Source organism: Xenorhabdus sp. TS4, from assembly GCF_014467265.1.
GTDB classification, from domain to species: domain Bacteria; phylum Pseudomonadota; class Gammaproteobacteria; order Enterobacterales; family Enterobacteriaceae; genus Xenorhabdus; species Xenorhabdus ehlersii.
Map to the genome: position 1 here is coordinate 109,715 of NZ_NKHQ01000011.1, position 21,973 is coordinate 131,687.

Genomic DNA, 21,973 nt, shown 5'->3' on the forward strand with positions numbered 1-21,973 from the left:
TCGGAAGCCGTTTTAGGTGCTATTTTTAGGAATGTAAAATGTCTCAATTAACCCATATCAATACTTCGGGTGAAGCTCATATGGTAGATATTTCTACCAAATCAGAAACTGTGCGTGAAGCACGGGCAGAAGCATTTGTTGAAATGCAGGCTGAAACCTTGGCCATGATTATTGCTGGTGATCACCACAAAGGAGATGTTTTTGCTACTGCTCGTATTGCAGGTATTCAGGCGGCGAAACGGACGTGGGAATTGATCCCGCTGTGCCATCCTCTGTTGCTTAGTAAAGTGGAAGTCCGGCTGGAAGCGCAAACAGAACACAATCGTGTCAGAATCGAATCCTGTTGCCGCTTGGCAGGGAAAACAGGTGTGGAAATGGAAGCTTTGACGGCGGTATCTGTGGCTGCTTTGACAATTTATGACATGTGCAAAGCGGTACAAAAAGATATGGTCATCGGGCCTGTGCGTTTGTTGGAAAAAAGTGGTGGCAAATCAGAAAATTTTAAGGTGGGGGTATGATAAAGGTACTATTTTTTGCTCAAGTTCGCGAGCTGGTAGGAACGGATTCACTTGAACTACCTAATGATTACCCAACTGTAGCGCATCTTCGTCATGCACTGACTGAAAAGGGAGAACGATGGGCACTGGCATTGGAAGAAGGCAAAGTGTTGTCTGCTGTCAATCAATCTTTTGTCCACGCTGAACATGCTCTGAATAATGATGATGAAGTGGCTTTTTTCCCACCTGTTACGGGGGGATAAAAATGGAAAATACGCGGATCAGTATCCAACAGGAGACATTTGGTGTTGGTGAAGAGTATCAATGGCTCTCGCAATGTGATGAAGATGGTGCTGTTGTGACTTTTACCGGAAAAGTTCGTAACCATAACTTAGGAGACACCATTAAGACACTAACACTGGAGCATTATGCTGGCATGACAGAAAAGATGTTGCAGAAAATTGTTGATGAAGCCCGCCAACGTTGGTCGTTGCAACGGGTCAGCATTATTCATCGCATTGGTGAATTGTACCCTGGAGATGAGATCGTATTTGTTGGTGTCACCAGCTCTCACCGCAATATGGCTTTTATGGCGGCTGAATTCATTATGGATTATCTGAAAACTAAGGCTCCATTCTGGAAAAAAGAATCACTTGCGGAGGGAGAGCGCTGGGTAGAGGCGAGGCAGAGTGACTGGGATGCGGTAAGTCGCTGGTAAAACAGCTTTTGGGGGTTCGTTCTGCGGACTATCTCGGAAACTGGACAAATAAATAATATGTCACTGAAATTGCCATTAATTGGCGGATGGTTTTATTAATGTTCTATGCTAATGTATAACTTTTGAATAGATTGTTTATTTTTAAACATTCTTAATCCTTAAACATTGTCATGAAAAGGTAATCATCATGGATCGATATCAACGTTCTAATGATTCGATTGTCCAGAAAACTGGTTCTGGTATACAAACTTACATGGCACAAGTCTACGGTTGGATGACTTGTGGCTTGTTGTTAACTGCATTTGTTGCATGGTATGTGGCAAATACCCCTGAAATTTTATACGCCATTTTCAGTAGCTCTATTGTTTTTTATGGCTTAATCATCGCACAGCTTGCGTTAGTATTTGTGCTGTCTGGTTTGGTTCATAAAATGAGTGGGGCAATGGCGACAGGGCTGTTTATGCTGTACTCTATGCTAACGGGTTTGACACTTTCCAGTATCTTTGTGGTTTATACCAGTAGTTCTATCGCCAGCACATTTGTTGTTTCAGCGGGTATGTTCGGTGCATTGAGTATCTATGGTTATACCACCAAACGTAGTTTGAGTGGTCTGGGTAGCTTCCTGTTTATGGGGCTAATTGGTATTGTTCTGGCTTCTTTGCTAAATATCTGGCTGAAAAGCCCAGCGTTGATGTGGGCAATCACCTATATTGGTGTTGTAATTTTTGCTGGCTTGACGGCATACGATACCCAAAAACTGAAAGAAATGGGTGAACAATTGGATGTTAACGATAAAGAAAACCTGCGCAAGTATTCAATTACTGGTGCACTGACTCTGTATCTGGACTTCATTAACCTGTTCTTGATGCTGTTGCGTATTTTGGGTGATCGTCGATAGTCACTGATATATTGAATTATTTTTTGATATAAAAACCCTGCCTTGTCAGGGTTTTTTAAAAGGTCATTTAATCTTTCGAATCTGCTTTAAATTTATCAGGCAATCTTACTTCGAAACAGCCGATAAGCGATCCCCCCAGTTGTTGCAGTAATCACCAATAAAGGCCATAAGTTTGGCCAAATAACGGATAAATCAGCCCCTTTCAAATAAATCTGCTTGGTAATATCTGTAAAATGCCGGATTGGGTTAATCCAGGTGATGTTTTGTAACCAAACGGGCATATTCTCGACCGGAGAGATATAACCAGAAAGCAAAATAGCGGGCATCATAAACACAAATACACCAATAAATGCTTGTTGCTGGGTGGAACAGACAGCAGAAATCAGCAAACCGAAACCCACCAGGGATAAGCCATAAATCAACATACAGCCATAAAATAGCAGCAATGAACCCGCGAAAGGAATTTGATAGAACAGTGTTCCAATCAGCAAAACAATGTTTGCTTGCATCGTTGCCACAACCAATGCCGGAATGGCTTTGCCAAGGAAAATTTGCCAGGTTGCCAGTGGAGAGACCAGCAACTGATCCAGCGTTCCTTGTTCCCGCTCACGGGCGACTGACAATGCTGTGACAATGAGAACACCAATCGTAGTAATCATGGCAACCAGCGACGGTACGACGAACCACTTGTAATCCAAATTGGCGTTATACCAGTTACGCACAATGAGTTCACTATTATTGAAATTAGGGGCATTTCCCAACAGTTGTTTTTGGTAATCCATCACAATCTGCTGGATATAGTTGGCTGCAATTTGGGCACTGTTTGAATTACGCCCATCCAACAAAACTTGAATTGATGTCGGGTTATGGTTGGCGAGATCAGCACTGAAATTTTGTGGAAAGCGCACCAGCAATAATGCCTTGCGGTTATCCAGAGTAGGGCGGATCTCTTGCGAACTAGTTAGCAAAATAACATCAGGAAATGCTTTTGATTTTGCCAACCGTTGGGTCAATTCAATTGATGCATGTCCTTTATCCTCATTATAAATAGCAATGGTGGCATTTTTGACTTCCAGCGTTGCGGCCCACGGAAACAGGATCATTTGTATAATCACAGTTAAAATCAAAATGTTCCGTGTTTGCGGTTCTCTCAGAAGAGACTGTAACTCTTTCATGATGAGTGTATACAGACGATAAAACATGCTCTTTCCTTATTTACTCCAGATGCCGACGGGTTTTCCACGCGGTCAGGCCGATAAAGACAATGGAACTGGCAATTAGCAGGAGCAGGTTTGTCATCAACACAGTACCAATGTTCCCAGCCAGAAAGAGCGTCTGTAGGCTGCTGACAAAGTAACGAGCCGGTATGACATAAGTCGAAGCCTGAATAAGTACGGGCATACTGTCTATCTCGAAAACAAAACCAGACAACATAATGGCAGGCAAGAAAGCTGCATTGAGAGAAATCATCGCCGCATTGAACTGATTACGTGTTAGGGTGGAAATTAGTAACCCCATACCCAGGGCAGTAGCGAGATAAAGGCTGGAGACTAATGCTAATATCCAGAGTGAGCCGCGATAGGGAACTCCCAGTACAAACACTGTGAATAACATGCAAAGTACCATGACAAAAGACCCCAGCATTTGATAGGGTAATAATTTAGCGAGCAACAATTCGGTGCGGGTAACTTGGGTCGAAAGTAGTGCTTCCATGGTTCCGCGTTCCCATTCACGGGCGACGACGAGCGAGGTAAGAATTGCGCCTACCACGGTCATAATAATTGAAACAGCACCAGGAATAAGGAAATGCTGGCTAATGGCGGCGGGATTAAACCAATAGCGGATTTGTGTATCAATCAAGGGAGTCGTTGCAACCCCACGATTTTGCCCTCGCTGTTGTAACCAGATTTGCCAGATACCTTTGGTATAGCCCTGCACAAAATTGGCGGTATTAGGTTCACTGCCATCGGTAATAACCTGGATGGGGGCATGGCCGTCTGCGCGGGCAAGCTGGGCATCAAAATTGACAGGGATGACGATAATGCCCCGAATTTGGTTTTCCTGCATTTTTTTGATTAAGAGCTGGCGATTGTCGCTGATGGTGGCATCAATATAGGGCGATCCTGTAAATACATGCACCAATTCTCTGGCGTCCTCGCTCTGCTGTTCCATTAGAATACCAAGGCGAAGCTTGCTGGAGTCCAGGTTAATGCCGTAACCAAAAATAAAGAGCAACATCAAAGGGATAACTACCGCAATCAAAGCACTGCTGGGATCACGGACAATTTGCTTAGTCTCCTTGATACAGAGTGCTTTCAATCGACGCCATGAGAAACTGACCGCTTGTTGGGATGTTATATGTTCAGGATGACTCATTGCGGCTCCTTATCGTAGTTCAACACGAGATCGATAAAAGCATCTTCCATGGAAGGGTTAGGGAGCTTATCCGTGGTAACCAGTTGTTTCAGTTCATCGGGCGTTCCGGCTGCAATCAATTTGCCTCTAAATACCAGCCCGATACGATCACAATATTCGGCTTCATCCATAAAGTGGGTTGTGACCATCACAGTTACCCCTTTGTCTACCATGCCATTGATATGTAACCAAAATTCTCGACGGGTCAGCGGGTCCACACCCGAAGTGGGTTCATCCAAAAACAGAATATCAGGTTCGTGCATCAATGCGCAGGAAAGGGCAAGTCGTTGCTTAAACCCGAGCGGAAGGCTATCAGTCTTTTGATGTAAGATTGGCCTAAGATTGAACGCTCGGATCATATCAGACATCTTTTCTTGTTGATGGCGACCTTTCAAGCCGTAAACACCGGAGAAAAACTTAAGATTCTGCTCAACAGTCAGGTTGCCATAAAGTGAAAATTTTTGGGCCATATAGCCAAGGTGTTGGCGGGCTTTGCCTGAACCGGTTTTTAAATCCATATCCAGAACCAGCGCTTTGCCTGAAGTGGGGATCATTAAACCACACATCATTTTGAAGGTAGTCGATTTTCCGGCTCCATTTGGCCCCAATAGGCCGAATATTTCCCCTCGTTTCACCTGAAAATCGACTTGGTCAGTGGCAGCAAAATCGCCAAATTTTTTAGTCAGGCTACGGGCTTCTATCACGGTTTCCGTTGGGTTTGGTGGGATTTGAGGCATTATTTCTGCCAATTCGGAACGATGGGATGGGCCACCACCCAATAAGTCGATAAATGCATCTTCGAAACGTGGTTCGGCCTCGAAGAGATTGGCTTCAGGCAACCCTATTTGTTGGAGTAATGCATTTTTATCCGCTTCTTCTTTTAAGATCAGACGAACATATTTTCCCTGAATTACACCATCAGTCACTTGGGGCAAGGTGAGGGCATGTTGCAACATTTTGCGCCGCGCATCTTGTTTGACATCAAGCAAAAAAGATCGACCCGCAATATTTTGGGTTAATTCTTGTGGCTGGCCGCGATAGAGCAGCTTACCTTGGTTCATAAGCAAAACATCACGACATAATTCGGCTTCATCCAAATAAGAGGTGCTCCATAAGATCAACATGCCGTCAGAAGCGAGTTCATGAACCATTTGCCATAACTCACGGCGGGCGATGGGATCAACGCCTACACCAGGTTCATCCAGTAGCAAAACTTTCGGGCTACCTAATAAAGTGCAAGCAAGCCCCAGTTTTTGTTTCATGCCACCGGACAATTTCCCGGCTAACCGTCCGGTAAAATGGGTTAAATCCGTGAAGGTGAGTAATTTCTGAAAGGTAGTTTTGCACTCTGCGCCCAGTACACCACGCAAATCGGCATATAAAGTGAGATTTTCCATTACGGTTAAATCTTCATACAAGCCAAATTTCTGCGGCATGTAACCGAGGTCAGAACGTACTTGAACACTGTCCTTGATGGGATCAAGTCCCATAATTTCAATATTGCCGCTATCAGGCTTCAATAATCCGGCTAACATTCTTATCAGCGTGGTTTTTCCAGCACCATCTGGACCGACAAGACCCGTCACTGATCCACCCTGAATTTCTGCTTGTAGATGGGATACAGCAGGAACGTCTAATCCTGGAAAAGTTTTCTCCACACCGTTCAGTTTTATCGTATAAGCTGAACTGGTCATGTTATCGCCTACTTATTTGTTTCAGTAAAATTTATTTCAGCAAAACGCAAGGTAACAGGCATTCCTTGTTTCAGTCCCTTATCGGGATTAAGGACAATGATGCGCAGGCGATAAACTAAGTCTGTTCTTAAATCAGGTGTTTCGACATTTTTGGGAGTAAATTCGGCAGTGGGAGAAACAAAACCGATTTTGCCATGATAGGGCTGGTTTTTCCGCCCATCGGTATAAATCAAAACTTCCCGTCCAGCGGTAGCCTGATTGAGATGAGGTTCATCAATATATGCCCTGATCCAAACGGGATTGGTGAGGGACAGGGTAAAAACCGTGTTGCCCGCCGCCAGCATGGTGCCTGGTTCAATGGCTCTGGTTAGGATCATCCCTGCCGATGGAGAAGTGAGTTGAGTATCTTTCAGGTTGAGTTCCGCCTGTGCTACGGTTGCTTCTGCCTGAGTAAGTTGGGCTTTTGCTGCCGCAATTTCTTCTATGCGATAACCCGTCTCGAACTGACGCAATTTATCTTTTGCCGCCTGGTAAGCTGCCAGTGCTTGATTGCGTCCAGTTCTGGCATTTTCCAGATCATTATCTGAGATGGTTTTGCTTTGCCACAAGCCTTGTTGGCGTTTCAGGAAGCTATCGGCAAAATGGAATGCTGACTCTTTTTGTTTTACTTCAGCACGTACTTGGGCAATTTCTTCGCTGCGATAACCCGCTTCAGCTTTGGCAAGATTGGCCTTGGCGACATCACGAGCCGCTTTGGCCTGATTCAAGGCATTAATAAAGGGGGTATCATCAAGGCGACCAAGTGTCTGGTTCACCGTAATGGCATCACCTTCATCCACTTGTAGATCAGCCAGTTTACCGGCAACCCGAAAACTGAGGTTGACAGTCCTGACATCGACATTGCCATACAGGGTTAGCTCCCTGCTATTTTGTTCCTGATAATAGTAGATACCGACAATCGCACTGATAACAACAATGAGCGCCAATAGGGCAAGAGCAAACTCTTTACTGTTCATACCATCCCTTATGCCTTGTTCAATTTATACCCTCTATCTTTCAAGTGGTGGCTTCGTTGGTTATGCCATTGCTTAAGAGTTATTGGGTATGTATTTTTGATTTCTCTCTTAACCCATCAAGCAATAAATTGATGTGTTGAGATAAAACCTGATTGATTAATTCGTATTCTTTGGCGCCAATATTGTCCCATCCGGTTTGGCGCAATAAGGCTTCCCTGGCCAGACGGAAAGAAAGGATTTCACCCAATAAAGCATGAGTGTGAATCTGGGTGGAAATTTGGCGTTCATCGGCTCCGATATAATTGGCGATGAGTTTATTCAACCGCGAATAAATTGGGGCTAGTCCCTGTTCATGCATGACACTGTAAGCCTCTGTTGGCGTCAATTGTTCATGGGACATGATCCGGCTGATATTGATACTGCTTTTCTCGAAAATCAGGCGGTTATAGCTCACCATTCCCTGATGAATAAATGCCAGTATTGGGTCTTTTGGATAGGGTTTGGGTGTCTTCTCAAAAAAATGATCAATGGCTTCAATGAGAGGTGAAAACTCTGCTTTTAGCTTATCGGCAATATGTTGCACAACGGCGAGGTATAATCCTTCTTTGGAACCGAAATAGTATGCGATAGCTGCGATATTTTGCTGTGCATGTTGGGCAATGTTGCGGGTAGTAGCGCCATCCAGACCTGATTTGCCAAAAATTTCTATTGCTGCTTCCAGAAGTTGTTGTTTGGCGTGCTCGCCTCGTAATGTCTGGGCCTTCTTTGCTACCATGTCAAAATATTTCCTGTGACAAAGAGTTTTCGGGAGTGCTGAAAACTATATCAATCGTATGATTAACTTTAAAACTAAAGTAATTAGATGTAAAGTTGCTACAAATTGTCTTTTTAATAGACACCCATAAAAAATAATCGTCCAGTTTTGGCTCATTTCCCTTGGCTAAAGAGATTTAGTCAATTTTAGACGAATTTATTGCTCTCTTTGGCCTGCGTGGAAAGACATATCTGTTATAATCATGCCCTATTTATATACGGTGCATTGCAGTTTGTGTAGTTTCTTTGCGTTTTACCGCGTCTGTTTTCTTCCCATAAAACTGCCCCTGAATTGATATCAGGCATGGTGAAGTCTGGAGTATTTCTTATTTATGAATTTTGAGTCACTCGGCTTGAAGGCTGATATTTTGCGTGCCGTTGAAGAACAAGGCTACGTGGAACCCACCCCTATTCAGCAGCAGGCCATTCCTGTTGTGTTATCCGGCAAAGATCTGCTGGCCAGTGCCCAGACAGGCACGGGAAAAACCGCAGGGTTTACTTTGCCTATCTTGCAACTTTTGTGTGAATCCCCGATTCAGGCAAAAGGTCGCCGTCCTGTCAGGACGTTGATTTTAACCCCAACCCGAGAACTGGCGGCTCAGGTGGGGGAAAATGTACGTAGTTACAGCAAATATCTCAAATTACGTTCATTTGTTGTATTCGGCGGTGTCAGCATTAATCCGCAGATGATGAAATTGCGCGGTGGTGTGGATATTCTGGTAGCAACGCCGGGGCGTTTGCTGGATTTGGAGCATCAAAATGCGGTAGATCTTTCTCGCGTAGAGATTCTGGTTCTAGATGAAGCTGACCGCATGTTGGATATGGGCTTTATTCACGATATTCGTCGTGTGTTGAACAAGCTGCCAGCAAAACGCCAAAATTTACTCTTTTCTGCGACATTCTCTGATGAAATTAAAAGCCTCGCCAATAAGTTACTGAAAGATCCAGTAAGCGTAGAAGTGGCACGGCGTAATTCGGCCTCTGAGCAAATTGAACAAGCAATCCATTTTGTAGACAAAAAGCGCAAGGGTGAATTGCTCTCTTATATGATCGGCAGCCAGAACTGGCAACAGGTGTTGGTATTTACGCGAACCAAACATGGTGCAAACCGGTTGGCGGAGCAATTGAACAAAGATGGTGTGACTGCTGCTGCGATCCACGGCAACAAAAGTCAGGGGGCAAGAACCCGTGCGCTGTCTGATTTTAAGACAGGGAAAATCCGCGCGTTGGTGGCAACGGATATTGCTGCCCGTGGACTGGATATTGACCAATTACCCTATGTCGTCAACTATGAGTTGCCAAATGTTGCCGAAGATTATGTGCATCGAATTGGTCGTACTGGGCGTGCAGAAGCTACTGGGCAAGCAATATCGCTGGTGTGTGTCGATGAACACAAACTCCTGAAAGATATTGAGCGCCTATTGAAGCGAGAAATTCCACGCATTGCCATTCAGGGTTATGAACCTGATCCTTCTATCAAAGCTGAACCTATCCAAAACGGGCGCAATAGCCGTGATAATAACTCTCGTGGTAATAATCCTCGCGGTAATAACCCACACAGAAATGGCAAACCAAGCCATTCCAAACAAAACCGGGTAAATAAAAATCGGGCAACCAAAACTCCACGTGCTTCGGTGGCGGGAGAGTAATCCATGCGCGTTTTGCTGGCTCCGATGGAAGGGGTTTTGGATTCTCTGGTTAGAGAACTGTTGAGTGAAATCAATGACTATGACCTGTGTATTACTGAATTCCTGCGTGTGGTTGACAGCTTACTGCCGGTAAAATCTTTTTACCGGTTGTGCCCTGAACTGCATTATCAGAGCCGTACACCATCGGGAACGCCTGTCAGGCTCCAGCTCCTTGGGCAATATCCAGAATGGTTGGCAGAAAATGCTGTCAGGGCGGTTGAGTTGGGATCATGGGGTGTCGATTTAAACTGTGGTTGTCCGTCCAAGACAGTAAATGGCAGTGGTGGAGGCGCTAGCTTATTAAAAGATCCCGAACTCATTTATCAGGGAGCTAAAGCTATGCGTGAAGCCGTGCCTGCACATTTGCCGGTAACGGTAAAAGTACGTCTGGGATGGGATTCTGCTTCACGCCAATTTGAGATTGCGGATGCCGTCCAGCAAGCGGGTGCAACCGAGCTGGTTGTGCATGGGCGGAGCAAAGAAGATGGTTATAAAGCAGAGCGTATCAACTGGAAGGCGATAGGGGAGATTCGGCGTCGCCTTGCTATTCCTGTCATTGCCAACGGTGAAATTTGGGATTGGCAGAGCGCCCAAGAGTGTATCAAAACGACAGGATGTGATGCTGTGATGGTAGGCCGTGGCGCCCTGCATGTGCCAAATCTGAGCCGCGTAATTAAATATAACGAACCAAAGATGCCATGGAGTGATGTACTTAAGTTACTGCAAAAATATACTTATCTCGAAAAACAGGGTGATACGGGGCTTTATCACGTTGCCCGTATCAAGCAATGGCTGGGGTATTTGCGCAAAGAGTATAATGAAGCGGATGAGTTATTTATGCAAATCAGAGTATTAAAAACATCTGCTGAGATCGCCAATACTATCGTTTAAGACAGTTGCTCGCCCGATAGGGATAGGGTGGGGAGCAGTCACAGTCTCAACTTTCTTAATTCTTAACGGTAATTATTTTCCCCAGTGACACATCGCTATATCGCATGATGTTATATAGATAGGGGGCTGTCTGTGTCTCTGGGATATATATTAATGAATTTTTATCATTAAATAATATTATGAAAAAATATATTATTAAATAATAATTTGTTGCCATTTTTATTTTAATTTCCATTTGGCTGTTTAAGTAATTTAATTTATGTAATATTATTTTTGTAATTTATTCTGGAAATATTTCAGTGTTGGATATAATATTATATATACCTAATTTGAACAATGGGATGTCGCTATTGTTTTTTAATATCGCAATGGAAGAAGTCAAGAATTCCTTAAAAGGATAATGAGTTTTTTATTCTTATTTTTTCAAAGGGGAATTATAATGAACACACAAAAAAGAAATGGCTTTTCAAAAAAAATCATGAGGCTACCCACCTTTAATCTTGAATTATTTGGTGGAAAAAGGGAAGGTCATCTGTTTGCTAATGGAAATATGCAAGTTGGTATCATTATTAATATACAAGCTGCGACCGATAATGAGGAGGTGGTAACCTTATCTCCTGAACAATTAAATAGTATTGAATTAGTTAATAAAATAACAGGTGAGAAATTATCTGGTGATTGGCAATACAGTTCTGAGGAAAACGATTACCGTCACCAGTTTCCAGGACGTAGTATAACAAGAGACACAAATTTATCATATGGAAAAGACGCGCTCAGTGATGACTCTGAACCTCAGAAAAAAATTTATTGGCTGAAAACAAAAAAAAGTGAACTCATCGAAATAATAGCAAAAGTTACATTGGATGGAGAAACGTATTCATCAGATGATTCTCATTATAAGGGATCACATATTGTTGTTACAGGTCATGAACCAATCACTTATCATTTTGATGATCTGGTGCCAACACCACAAATTGAAGAAAATGTCGCCTATGGCACATATGAATTAAAACGGACCATCACTGTAATTGATATATTAGGAGGAGAGCATACGCAAATTTCGTTTCAATACCCGGAATGGACTCAAAATAATTATTATCTTTTTCCTAAAAAAGGTCAGGGGTATGCAATTCATGATGTTGAAATTCGAAATACCATAAACGATGAAGATACCTTTAAGTATGATTACCGAAGATTTACCCATCATACAAGAAGTAACAATCTTTACCTTTGGTTTCTTTGGGGGACATATAGTGCCAAGAGAACAGCTGGAGCTGCTTATCGGGTCGTAATAAATGATTCCCCAGATCTCAGTAGCAGTCTGAAAAGGGAAGCTACCCCACAAGAGGAGATAGTCACAACAACACGCACCGATGTTGTTAGTTTGAGTAGGCTTTATTTCGAAAGCCCGGGGGGTGATAATTTTTGGGTTGATGAGGCTGACCAAATTCCACAATTCAAATTCCGCGATATCTATGGTAATGAGTCTGTCTTTCTAAAAATTATCATGGACAATGCAGATTCGTTTCACCTACGGGAGGGGTGAATGAGCAAGAATGACGTCTCTATGCAAAATAGTTGCTATTTTATGCAATAAATGCATCAGATTTTACATACAAGCGTCAAAAAGCCAATGTTTATACAAAGTAGAATCTTGCCATGATAACAACGAAGAAAAACCCAAAGTCTATCGTGCGGATCCTGAATAATAAGTCTGAAATGGCTACTGCTTAAAAAAATGAAGATGTTTGCTCTCTCTATAATATTTTTGTCAGTCGCCGTAGTAAATTTTCCTTGAGCATCCTCTGATTATGAAATGAGAAATACGTTTTTCCATAAATAAAAAAGAGAGGCGCTAAAATGCCATATGATTTTTTCTCAAATGCCCACAACTTTCAAAGTGCGGCCACAGGCAGCGTTGATCCACGAACCGGTTTGTTTACTTATACCATGCTGGTTGCCCAGTTAACCGGCAATAATCATCTCGGACCAACCCAGACGATAGCGCTGGCGTATAACCCGCTTAATACCGACAACCAGGGGTTTGGTATTGGCTTTTCCCTGGGGCTGACCCAGTATGACAGCTGGCAACGGTTATTAAGTCTCTCCACCGGTGAGCGCTATAAAGTGGATGAATATAAGGACGCCGTCTATCTGAAACAGTATAAGCAGGATATTGTGCGGTTTGAAAAGGACGTTGCACGGAATGTTTACTGGGTGATCCATAAATCGGGTACAGTTGAAGTGTTGACCGGGCCGAACAATGCCTATCACCTCAAAGTTCCTACACAGATATTTACCCCGCTAGGCCATTCTCTGAAACTGGACTGGATTTATAAGACGGAGACTATGCCCCGTCTTGCTGCTATATCGGACGAAAGGCGGGTGCTGTTAAAAATCGAGTATAAAACGGCTTTTTATACCCGTATTACGGTCTGGCCCGAATCATCGGAATCTTATGATATCCGATTACTCTTTGATAATGATAAAGTCACTCAGATTAGCAATGAGACGAGTAACCACACATTAATTTGGAAGCTGGAATATGATTCAGACAGCGGTTTTTTAAACCGGGTTTCATCTCCGACAGGTGCCACTGAATTTGTTGATTACGATTTTGACGGCCATCAGTTTCCCAAAGGGGCAGAATTACCACCTTTGCCTTATGTCACCCAGTACACGCAACATACAAAGCAAGGTCCTGAAATCATCAGGCACTATAAATATACCGAATATAATTTTTTGGGTTATGGGAGTAACGAGAGCTGGAATGATGATGAAGATTATCTCTACGGTGCCTTAAGCAATTACTGGTATGGCTCGACCGAACGCTGGGACAACGGCACAACGCAACGCCATATTACCCGAAAGTATAATAAATACCATCTATTGGTTTCCGAATCTACGGAGCAAAATGGGTGCAAGCGGGTGCATAAGACCGACTATTATGCCCAAACGGGGTTGTCGTTTGAAAAACAACCCCCTCAGTTCCAGATGCCGAAAACGGCCAGTGTCAGCTTTAATGATGCCTCTGACGTGGAGGTTGTTCAGACCGAATTTGATGAAGCGGGTAACCCGACAATGCAGATTGCCCCGGATGGCACCCGCACTGACTGGGTTTATTATCCGGTAGAGGGGGAAGAAGGTGCCTGTCCGGCCTCACCGCATGGCTTCGTGCGTTTTGTCAAATCCAAGACCGTTACACCCGGTAAATCCTCTCCTGAAGGTGTTTATGATGATGCGCCGATATATCAGGTGGTTTATCGTTATGATTCACTACCCACACTCGCCGGTGCACCCTGTGCTTATACTGTGGTCTGCACCTATCAGGGCTGGCATAGCTCAGGCCAGTTGTTGCATAAAAGCCAGACCAGCTATGTGAATGATGTGAATTCTCCCGATCATGGGCGCATTCACCGTATTGACGAGACCCGCTATGCCACCTTGGAAGGAAAGATCGCTGCGGCGGGCAAGACATGGACAAGCCAGCAAACCTTCAGTTATATCCTGCGAGGTGAGGCACTGATAAAAAGCACCGAATGGACAGGGCATGACCAGCTTAGCTTCACAACCCAAGTCACTCAATCGCAGGTCAGCGACAAGTTATGGCATGAAGTGGATGCACAGGGACGGACTACTGATTATGTCTATGATGATATTGGACGTATTTCAAAGCATATCAGTAATGCCCATACCGATTATTGCCAAATGGTGCAGTATGATTATGCCATTGAAGCGATTGGGGCGGTGACGACAACGAAAACCGATGTGTGGGGCAATCAGGTGCGTATCCGCTTTAATGGGTTGGGACATGCCTATCAGAAGGAAATACTGGAAAAGGGGCAGCCCGATCAGCGCTGGCAGTTAGTGTCTGAAATGGAGAGGGACAGTTGGGGACGTGTGGTGACCCAAACGCGGCATGACTGGCTGCCAGTGGAAAATGGCACTGACAGTGCATCCCGTGTGGTTCAGGTTTCCTCCCATCAACGGATTGAATATGATGACTGGGGAAAAGCACATCGGATTACCCAAGATACCGGCGGGAGCATCCAACACGATTATGATCCGGTGACCCGCACCGCGCAGATCACCCGACAGGCGGAAGGGCTGTCTTTTAGTCAATGTACGGTGAAGTACAATAAACGTCACCAGCCTGTCACGTTAACGCTCTATGATAGCCAGGGCAAGCAGCATAGCCAGCAGTACCATCACTATGATGGTCTGGGACGATTGCGGGCCACCTTTGACGCATTGGGGCAAAAAACCGAGTACGCCTACGATTTATTGGGACGATTGTTGACGATAAGTTACAGTGATGGCACTGTTGTTCGAAAATCTTATGCCCCATTTACGGCAGACAGTTTAGTGACGCAAATTGCGGTTGGCGATAAGGTGCTGGGTACGCGTAGCTTCGACAGCCTGCATCGCTCGATTTCAACCACCAGTGGCGGGCGTACCTACTGTTCCTCCTATCAGGGGGAAAACCCCTATCCCAGCCAGATCACTGATCCGTTGGGTCAAACGACGTTGTATACCTATGAACCCTTGCTCGGTCAGGCCTTGACACAGGTGGATGCGGGGGAAATACAGCAGCGCTTTACGTATGATCCCAAGACTGGGGTAATGACGGAGGCCAGTGCCGCCCAACGGGCTACTCATAGTATGGGATATACCGCTTCCGGACGTTTGCAGCGGGAAACCTTCCGTTTTGAGGATGCCAAGGCTGGGGCTGCACGAGAGGCAAACTATACCTATTCCCCTGTCGGCGGACTGACCGCTTATCAGGATGTGACAGGAAAAAATTGTCATGTCAGTTTTGATGAGTTTGGCCGTCCGATTGCAGCGCGGGATGCTGATATTGACGTTGTATTAACCTATGATGCGGCCAGCCGGGTCAAGAGCTGGTGCGTTCACGATAAACAGCATGACAAAACATTAACCACCACGCTCAGTTTTGATGATTTTGAGCGTGAAACTCAACGCCAAATCCAGACGGAAACGGATACGCTGACGCTTGAACAGACTTATACGGTCACAGGACAAATAGCATCACGCATGACCCGTTCACAGAATGCTGGTTTGTTGCGTCAGGAGAATTACACGTACGATCCCGCCCGTTATTGGCTAACAGTGTATCACTGTACTGGCTCAGAATGTCCACGTGATGCCTATGGCTTTAGTATTACCCGTCAGCGTTTTACTTATGACCATTTGGGTAACATCCTCACTTGTGTGACGACCCTCAATGATGGAAGCTGTGATACAGCGACATTTACCTACAATCCGTCAGATCCTTGTCAGTTGCATACCGTAACCCATACGCACCCAGATTATCCAGCCACAATCACTTTGGTGTATGACGCTGCGGGTCGCCTGATACACGATGAGGCTGGTCGTCATTTAACTTATGATGTCTTGGGGCGGTTGATTTCAGCCAGTTTAAGTGACACCACCAGTACCTATACTTATGATGCGACCAACCGACTGGTGCTGCAACAAATGGGAACAGACAAGACCCATGAACTTTATTATCAGGGGGCGACGCGCATGACAGAAATTCTGCGCGAAAGTGGCATGGCGACCCGACTGTTACGTGCTCAGGGGGAACTCGTTGCTACCATTACGGATACCCATACGCATTTATTGGGTACTGATAGACATAGCAGTGTGTTGGTTAGCGACAAAAGTGATGGTACCCAAACCCGCTATCGCTATTCGCCTTATGGGCAGCAGGCAGAAGAGGAACGCAACCCTGATATTCCGGCTTATAATGGTGAGCGTGTTGATCCCGTGATGGGAACTTATCACTTGGGTAATGGCTATCGGGCTTATAATCCGGTTTTGATGCGTTTTAATGCGCCTGATGGCTGTAGTCCGTTTGGCGCAGGGGGGCTAAATGCGTATGCCTACTGCCTCGGTGATCCCATTAATCGTATTGATCCTACGGGGCATATCAGCTTGGGCAGCCTGTTTGGGATTATTGGCGGAGTCATCGGGTTGGTTGTTGGCTTGGTTGTGGCTATTCCCACTGGCGGGGCATCACTGGCTGGTGATACTGCCATTATTGCGGGGCTTGTTGCCGATGTCACGGGGATTGCCAGTGCTGCCACAGAAGACAGCAATCCCAGAGCCTCAGCAACGCTCGGATGGATCTCTCTGGGGCTTGGGGCGCTGAGTCTGGGAGCTGGTGTTCTTGGCGGTATTGCGACAGGCATGAGGAAAGTAGGTGAGCAATTGATGGAAAGTTTTAGTCATGGATTGAGTGGAAGAGGAGAGCAGCGTGGTATGAACCTGGCTCTTCCAGGGGGAGTACAAAATAGTACTAGCGATTATGTAGTCGCGTTTAGGAATGCTATAAATGAAGGGAGGGTTATGCGCGTTGAAAACCCTGCAGGAACTGGTATTTATACTATAGGACTTGAAACTCAAGGATTATTACCTGAGGGAGAAGTGGGACACTTAAGAAGAGTATTCTTTAGGCCAAGAGGAGATAATTCCACTATAGAAATTATTAATAATATGATTCCATTAGGAAATGTAGTTGAACGTCCAGTAGATATCTCGAGTGGACAATTTGAAGCATTATATTTGAACTTTACAAATACCAGTATATTAGGTACTGGTGATATGTCTTCTCGTGTGGTTGACTCTGTCAATACACTTCGCCTTATCGTGCAATCTCATATAGTAGAGGGACTTCAAATGAATAACAATACTATAAACACGATGAAAGAGTTATGGCAAGAAGCTGGATTTTCTCGTTTTAAGCTCAATGACTGGCTATATTATATGATACGAGAAGCATTTCCTACCGCAGATTTCCCGCCCAATATTTTATTAAATGATACAGCATTTCAATTTTTTAATAATAATTTTATTCCAAAGATTAGGGTATTTACAGCATTAATAGAGGCGAGATTGCACTTGTAATATAAGTTAGTTTAACTATTAGGCGCTTAATTTTATTTTATGTTCCATGTCCCAACACTAATTAGCCTGTTGGTTCATTTATTGCAACTTTTACAATTTGCAATTCTTTTCGTTGGTGTCTTAAATTAAGGCGTAGAAGAGAAATTGAATTTGTAAACCAATAAACTCATCAGTTTTGGAGGTTGTCTATGGGTATTCTGTCATGGATTATCTTTGGCCTCATTGCTGGCATCCTTGCTAAATGACAAGACAGGGCATGTTACTTTGATGCCCTTTGTTACGATTGATTATTTCGAATAATCTATTTTTCTAATGGAAGTGAATCATTGGCTCCCCATTCAGCCCAGGAGCCATCGTATAATCTTGCTTCCTTATGACCAATCATATCAAGCCCCAAGACTAAAATAGCGGCTGTCATACCAGAGCCACAACTGGTAATGATAGGTTGGTTTAAGTCAACGCCCTGTTTGCGAAATATTGCCACAATTTCTTCTGCTGACTTATAACGCCCATTATCAATCAGGGCCGTCCACGGAACATTTTTAGCGCCGGGAAGGTGTCCCATTCTTAGACCAGGACGGGGTTCTGGCACTTTTGCCTGAAAACGGTCTTCTGCTCTGGCATCCACAAATTGTACTGCTACCTCATTACGGAGAGCATCAAGGATCTGCACCTGAGAACAGACTTTTTCAGGGGTAAACTGCACATTGAAAACTTCAGGTGAGCGGGTAACTTTTCCTGATTCGGTTGGATAACCAGCTTGTTGCCAGCCTTGTAAGCCTCCTTCGAGGATACGGATGTGATGGGCGCCAAAGATTTTGAATGTCCACCAGGCCCGTGGGGCGGAAAACATATTGCCTTGATCGTAAATTACCACCAGATGATCTTCACTGATGCCCATTTTACTGACAGCCTGACGGAAAGTTTCTGGCTCCGGCAGCATGTGTGGCAGGTTGGTTTGTAGATTGGCAACTTTATCAAGATCAAAAAATTGTGCGTCCGGAATGTGTTTCTCTAACCAGAGTTGGTGATAATCAATGGATTGGGTGGGCATTGGGGCACTGGCATCAATGACAATGACATTCTCATCATGAAGATGTTCGTTTAACCATTGTGAACTGACAAAATATTCATTTTTCATGAGATTCCTCATCTGGTGTTACGATACAAACCAACATATTTATTGTGGCCCTGTTGGCGTATTTTCCTGCTGAGTCTGTTGTGGCGTTTCTTCTGGTGTGGTTGAACGGGTATATATATTCATCCCTGCCAGAAAGATCCCACCCATTGAACCGATGGAAAATAATATAATGATAATGAGCAGGATTTTTTTCATCTCTGTGTCCAATAAGGTTTTAATAAAAAGATTATAACAATCATCAAAATCCAAAAGATAGAAAGGCAAAAGTATATCGGCTTCTCTATTTCAGACAAGCACTAACCCATTTTCTTGCATTCACTTTTGGCATTGATAGAAAAAGTTGGCAACCGTTTCCCAATAATGGCCTTATGAAGCTGATTTGGGATTAACTCTATGGGAGAATAGCCTCCTCATTTTTCAGCAGCAAAACTTATGGCACTTTCCAGTTCAATAAAAAAACAGATAAGTCAGTGGTATAAATCATTGTCTACTCATATTGATGGTTTCATTCCACGCGCCCCGCAACGCCAAATGATCGCTGAGGTTGCCAAGACATTGGCGGATGAAGAAGGGCGGCATTTGGTGATAGAAGCACCAACAGGAGTAGGAAAAACGTTGTCCTATCTGATCCCTGGGATTGCCATCAGTCGGGCAAAACAGAAACCATTGGTAGTCAGTACAGCCAATGTTGCTTTACAAGATCAAATCTATAGCAAGGATTTACCGCTGCTGCGTAAGATTATTCCTGATCTGAAATTTACCGGCGCTTTTGGTCGGGCACGTTATGTCTGTCCGCGCAACTTGGAAGCCATTTGCGCCGCAGAAGGGGAGCAGATTGACTTGATGTTTCTGGTTGAAGACCAGACTGAAATAGCCAATAGTGAAGAGCGGGAACTATGCCGTCGATTGCGTAGTGATTATACGACATTTGTTTGGGATGGCTTACGTGATCACCATAAACTGGCACTGGCAGATTCTCTGTGGACAAAAATTAGTACGGATAAAATGAACTGTCTGGCACGCAATTGTCAGTTTTACTCCCGTTGTCCATTTTTTCTTGCCCGTAGGGAAATTGAAGATGCAGATGTTGTCGTTGCCAATCACTCTTTGGTTATGGCTGCGTTGGAAAGTGAATCTGTTTTGCCGGAAGCAAAAAATCTGTTGTTGGTTCTGGATGAAGGGCACCATATTCCCGAAGTAGCAAGGGATGCCTTGGAAGTTGAAGGGGAAATAACCTTATTCCAACTTAATGGGCAGTTAGATGCATTTATCCGTCATGTAGAACAGTACCTGGTTCAATTCCGACCGACAAAACCGCCTGCTTTGGCAAATATCCCTCGATTGCAGACTCATTGTGCAACAATCCGTGAATACTTTACGGAATTGGCGGAGATAACACAGGCATTATTGCCTGAGCGTGGTGAAGCGGAAGAATACCTATTCGAACTGGGAAAGTTACCGGATAGTTTACTGCTATGCTGTCAGCAATTATTTAAACTCACTGATGGATTGCGTGGTTTGGCGGAAGCGATTTTAAATGATTTAAGTGATCAGACAGCCAAACAAGATATTGTCCGCTTGCATCGTGCTATTTTGCAATCCAGCCGGATATTGGGTTATTTTGAGAATATAACAAGACTGTGGCGTTTGGCTTCACAAGAAGAGTCTTCCCATGCGCCGATATCAAAATGGTTAACGCGCCGCTATGAGAAAAACCAATCACATCTTTATTTTCATTGTGCCGGAATTCGGGTCAGCGAACAATTAACTCAGCTACTATGGCGCACCATTCCTCATGTTGTAGTGACATCGGCCACGTTATGTTCACTAAATAGCTTTTCCCGCATTCAAGAACTTACCGGATTACACCAAAATTATGGTGATCGTTTTATCAGCCTGTCATCACCTTTTGAACATGTGCGACAAGGGCGTTTGGTCATTCCTCAAATGACACAAGAGCCGACCATTCAGCATGAAATGCAGCATCTTGAGGAAATGTCACGTTATTTTCGTTCCCAACTGATGGCAGGGAAACATCGGGGAATGTTGGTACTTTTTAGCAGCCAACGAGCAATGGAAGGGTTCCTGACTTTTGTTACAGACTTGCGGTTGATGTTATTGGTACAAGGTGATCAGCCTCGTTATCGATTAGTAGAAACACATGGCAAGCGTATTGATGAAGGACAAACCAGCATTCTGGTTGGGTTGCAGTCATTCGCAGAAGGATTGGATCTAAAAGGCGATTATCTTTCACAAGTCCATATCCATAAAATTGCATTTCCCCCCGTAACTAATCCGGTGATTATTACTGAAAGCGCATGGTTGAAATCTTTAAAACGTTATCCATTTGAAGTACAGAGTTTACCCAGCGCTTCCTTTAACTTGATCCAACAAGTGGGGAGGCTAATTCGTAGCCATGAGTGTTATGGTGATGTGGTGATTTATGACACTCGGTTATTCACCAAACGTTATGGTTCACGTTTATTGAATTCTTTGCCGGTATTTCCAATTGAACGGCCAAAGGTGCCGTCGGAAAAGGAATTGGCGATAATGAAAAAGGATAAATAACTCAAGGATGGGTTATTTATCCAATCACATTGCATCAGTGTTCCATTCTGATGACTTGGTTTTGATGTATCTTATAATCATTGATCATTAACCCTTGCAAAAAATTCTCATCATGAGGGCTTAAAATAAAATTTTTTTGTCGGCAAAGGATTCGATCTGCGCCCTAAAAAAAGTGATTAATTTTAAATCAATATCATTGGTGGGTTCATCAAAAATATAAACATCAACATCAACATCAACATCTACTATCTAGGCAATTTCATGTAGTTACCCTTGACAGAACCCCAAAAGATTTGCGCAAGCTGGTTGGCGGGAAAAAGACCTTATTATTGCAAACTGGCCGGATCTTTTTCGATGCGCAATAATAATGCCTTCAGGAAAAATCAAACCAATCCAGTTATTGAGTAAGCTTGCTTCTTACCCACGACAAAATGAACTGGCAACAGCCTTACGTGAAGTGAGGTGAGTAGAAAGAACCCTGAGAATATTTGTGGCCTTGCGAAGGAAAAGCTTAGAGTGTCATTTTGCCCCCTACCAGAACCGCCCCCTATTTATAGAAATTTTTACAAGAAAATGTCATTAATCAATGATGCCAATTATATTGATAATCATTTCTATTTGCATTATCGTAATGGCGTTTTCCTTCTCAGGAGTTCATGTCTCTTCCTGATGAACGTTTTGTCAACCAAGCAAGCCACATAATG

16 protein-coding genes and 1 pseudogene are annotated in these 21,973 nt (G+C 44.0%); 10 read left to right on the top strand and 7 right to left on the bottom strand.

Going from position 1 to position 21,973, the window contains the following annotated elements; genetic code table 11:
• The first annotated feature begins 38 nt into the window (after positions 1–38).
• The 4 genes from moaC (at position 39) to Xets_RS28180 (ending at position 2,113) form a co-directional block, all read left to right on the top strand.
• Positions 39–518 carry a cyclic pyranopterin monophosphate synthase MoaC gene (gene moaC / locus Xets_RS28165; RefSeq protein WP_099131176.1) on the top strand — a complete coding sequence of 160 codons (480 nt, stop codon included), beginning with the start codon at positions 39–41 and terminating at the stop codon, positions 516–518.
• Positions 515–760 carry a molybdopterin synthase sulfur carrier subunit gene (gene moaD / locus Xets_RS28170; RefSeq protein WP_099131177.1) on the top strand — a complete coding sequence of 82 codons (246 nt, stop codon included), beginning with the start codon at positions 515–517 and terminating at the stop codon, positions 758–760. The genes moaC and moaD overlap by 4 nt, the downstream gene beginning before the upstream one ends.
• Positions 761–762: 2 nt before the next feature.
• Positions 763–1,215, top strand: coding sequence for a molybdopterin synthase catalytic subunit MoaE (moaE, locus tag Xets_RS28175; RefSeq protein ID WP_187651103.1), 453 nt, complete (start codon positions 763–765; stop codon positions 1,213–1,215).
• 187 nt (positions 1,216–1,402) lie between these two features.
• Complete coding sequence (locus Xets_RS28180) at positions 1,403–2,113, top strand: Bax inhibitor-1/YccA family protein (RefSeq protein WP_099131179.1); 711 nt, start codon at positions 1,403–1,405, stop codon at positions 2,111–2,113.
• Between the two features lie 95 nt (positions 2,114–2,208).
• Here the strand turns inward: Xets_RS28180 and Xets_RS28185 are convergent, their stop codons facing one another.
• The 5 genes from Xets_RS28185 to cecR form a co-directional block, all read right to left on the bottom strand.
• On the bottom strand, positions 2,209–3,315 hold the full coding sequence (locus tag Xets_RS28185) for an ABC transporter permease (protein WP_187651102.1): 1,107 nt from the start codon (positions 3,313–3,315) through the stop codon (positions 2,209–2,211).
• Positions 3,316–3,328: 13 nt separating this feature from the next.
• Positions 3,329–4,489: an ABC transporter permease gene (locus tag Xets_RS28190; protein ID WP_099131181.1), complete on the bottom strand. Its 1,161-nt coding sequence runs from the start codon at positions 4,487–4,489 to the stop codon at positions 3,329–3,331.
• Positions 4,486–6,222: an ATP-binding cassette domain-containing protein gene (locus tag Xets_RS28195; RefSeq protein ID WP_187651101.1), complete on the bottom strand. Its 1,737-nt coding sequence runs from the start codon at positions 6,220–6,222 to the stop codon at positions 4,486–4,488. The genes Xets_RS28190 and Xets_RS28195 overlap by 4 nt, the downstream gene beginning before the upstream one ends.
• Before the next feature lie 8 nt (positions 6,223–6,230).
• On the bottom strand, positions 6,231–7,238 hold the full coding sequence (gene hlyD / locus Xets_RS28200; protein ID WP_187651100.1) for a secretion protein HlyD: 1,008 nt from the start codon (positions 7,236–7,238) through the stop codon (positions 6,231–6,233).
• A gap of 79 nt (positions 7,239–7,317) precedes the next feature.
• Positions 7,318–8,013 carry a transcriptional regulator CecR gene (gene cecR / locus Xets_RS28205; protein WP_099131184.1) on the bottom strand — a complete coding sequence of 232 codons (696 nt, stop codon included), beginning with the start codon at positions 8,011–8,013 and terminating at the stop codon, positions 7,318–7,320.
• A gap of 370 nt (positions 8,014–8,383) precedes the next feature.
• Here cecR and rhlE point away from each other — a divergent pair, with 370 nt between their 5' ends.
• From rhlE to Xets_RS28225, 4 genes are all read left to right on the top strand, one after another.
• Positions 8,384–9,700, top strand: coding sequence for an ATP-dependent RNA helicase RhlE (gene rhlE / locus Xets_RS28210; protein ID WP_099131185.1), 1,317 nt, complete (start codon positions 8,384–8,386; stop codon positions 9,698–9,700).
• 3 nt (positions 9,701–9,703) lie between these two features.
• On the top strand, positions 9,704–10,630 hold the full coding sequence (dusC, locus tag Xets_RS28215) for a tRNA dihydrouridine(16) synthase DusC (RefSeq protein ID WP_099131186.1): 927 nt from the start codon (positions 9,704–9,706) through the stop codon (positions 10,628–10,630).
• A 439-nt stretch (positions 10,631–11,069) separates the two neighbouring features.
• Complete coding sequence (locus Xets_RS28220; protein WP_099131187.1) at positions 11,070–12,176, top strand: hypothetical protein; 1,107 nt, start codon at positions 11,070–11,072, stop codon at positions 12,174–12,176.
• A 314-nt stretch (positions 12,177–12,490) separates the two neighbouring features.
• Positions 12,491–17,560, top strand: a complete 5,070-nt coding sequence (locus Xets_RS28225; RefSeq protein WP_187651099.1) for an RHS repeat domain-containing protein — start codon at positions 12,491–12,493, stop codon at positions 17,558–17,560.
• 301 nt (positions 17,561–17,861) lie between these two features.
• Here Xets_RS28225 and sseA read toward each other — a convergent pair whose 3' ends face one another.
• Both sseA and Xets_RS28235 read right to left on the bottom strand, forming a co-directional pair.
• On the bottom strand, positions 17,862–18,701 hold the full coding sequence (gene sseA / locus Xets_RS28230) for a 3-mercaptopyruvate sulfurtransferase (RefSeq protein WP_099131189.1): 840 nt from the start codon (positions 18,699–18,701) through the stop codon (positions 17,862–17,864).
• A gap of 39 nt (positions 18,702–18,740) precedes the next feature.
• Positions 18,741–18,896 (bottom strand): hypothetical protein, encoded by a 156-nt coding sequence (locus Xets_RS28235; protein WP_167450587.1) that lies wholly within the window; start codon positions 18,894–18,896, stop codon positions 18,741–18,743.
• 237 nt (positions 18,897–19,133) lie between these two features.
• Between Xets_RS28235 and dinG the strand changes: the two genes are divergently transcribed.
• Both dinG and Xets_RS28245 read left to right on the top strand, forming a co-directional pair.
• Positions 19,134–21,269 (top strand): ATP-dependent DNA helicase DinG, encoded by a 2,136-nt coding sequence (gene dinG / locus Xets_RS28240; RefSeq protein ID WP_099131191.1) that lies wholly within the window; start codon positions 19,134–19,136, stop codon positions 21,267–21,269.
• Positions 21,270–21,541: 272 nt separating this feature from the next.
• A pseudogene (locus Xets_RS28245) lies at positions 21,542–21,732 on the top strand (Tn3 family transposase); the annotation flags it as partial.
• Positions 21,733–21,973 lie beyond the last annotated feature (241 nt).

Excerpts from the sequence above, each read along its gene's own strand:
- moaC (WP_099131176.1), top strand. The coding sequence starts at position 39 with ATGTCTCAATTAACCCATATCAATACTTCGGGTGAAGCTCATATGGTA.
- moaD (WP_099131177.1), top strand. The coding sequence starts at position 515 with ATGATAAAGGTACTATTTTTTGCTCAAGTTCGCGAGCTGGTAGGAACG.
- moaE (WP_187651103.1), top strand. The coding sequence starts at position 763 with ATGGAAAATACGCGGATCAGTATCCAACAGGAGACATTTGGTGTTGGT.
- Xets_RS28180 (WP_099131179.1), top strand. The coding sequence starts at position 1,403 with ATGGATCGATATCAACGTTCTAATGATTCGATTGTCCAGAAAACTGGT.
- Xets_RS28185 (WP_187651102.1), bottom strand. The coding sequence starts at position 3,315 with ATGTTTTATCGTCTGTATACACTCATCATGAAAGAGTTACAGTCTCTT.
- Xets_RS28190 (WP_099131181.1), bottom strand. The coding sequence starts at position 4,489 with ATGAGTCATCCTGAACATATAACATCCCAACAAGCGGTCAGTTTCTCA.
- Xets_RS28195 (WP_187651101.1), bottom strand. The coding sequence starts at position 6,222 with ATGACCAGTTCAGCTTATACGATAAAACTGAACGGTGTGGAGAAAACT.
- hlyD (WP_187651100.1), bottom strand. The coding sequence starts at position 7,238 with ATGAACAGTAAAGAGTTTGCTCTTGCCCTATTGGCGCTCATTGTTGTT.
- cecR (WP_099131184.1), bottom strand. The coding sequence starts at position 8,013 with ATGGTAGCAAAGAAGGCCCAGACATTACGAGGCGAGCACGCCAAACAA.
- rhlE (WP_099131185.1), top strand. The coding sequence starts at position 8,384 with ATGAATTTTGAGTCACTCGGCTTGAAGGCTGATATTTTGCGTGCCGTT.
- dusC (WP_099131186.1), top strand. The coding sequence starts at position 9,704 with ATGCGCGTTTTGCTGGCTCCGATGGAAGGGGTTTTGGATTCTCTGGTT.
- Xets_RS28220 (WP_099131187.1), top strand. The coding sequence starts at position 11,070 with ATGAACACACAAAAAAGAAATGGCTTTTCAAAAAAAATCATGAGGCTA.
- Xets_RS28225 (WP_187651099.1), top strand. The coding sequence starts at position 12,491 with ATGCCATATGATTTTTTCTCAAATGCCCACAACTTTCAAAGTGCGGCC.
- sseA (WP_099131189.1), bottom strand. The coding sequence starts at position 18,701 with ATGAAAAATGAATATTTTGTCAGTTCACAATGGTTAAACGAACATCTT.
- Xets_RS28235 (WP_167450587.1), bottom strand. The coding sequence starts at position 18,896 with ATGAAAAAAATCCTGCTCATTATCATTATATTATTTTCCATCGGTTCA.
- dinG (WP_099131191.1), top strand. The coding sequence starts at position 19,134 with ATGGCACTTTCCAGTTCAATAAAAAAACAGATAAGTCAGTGGTATAAA.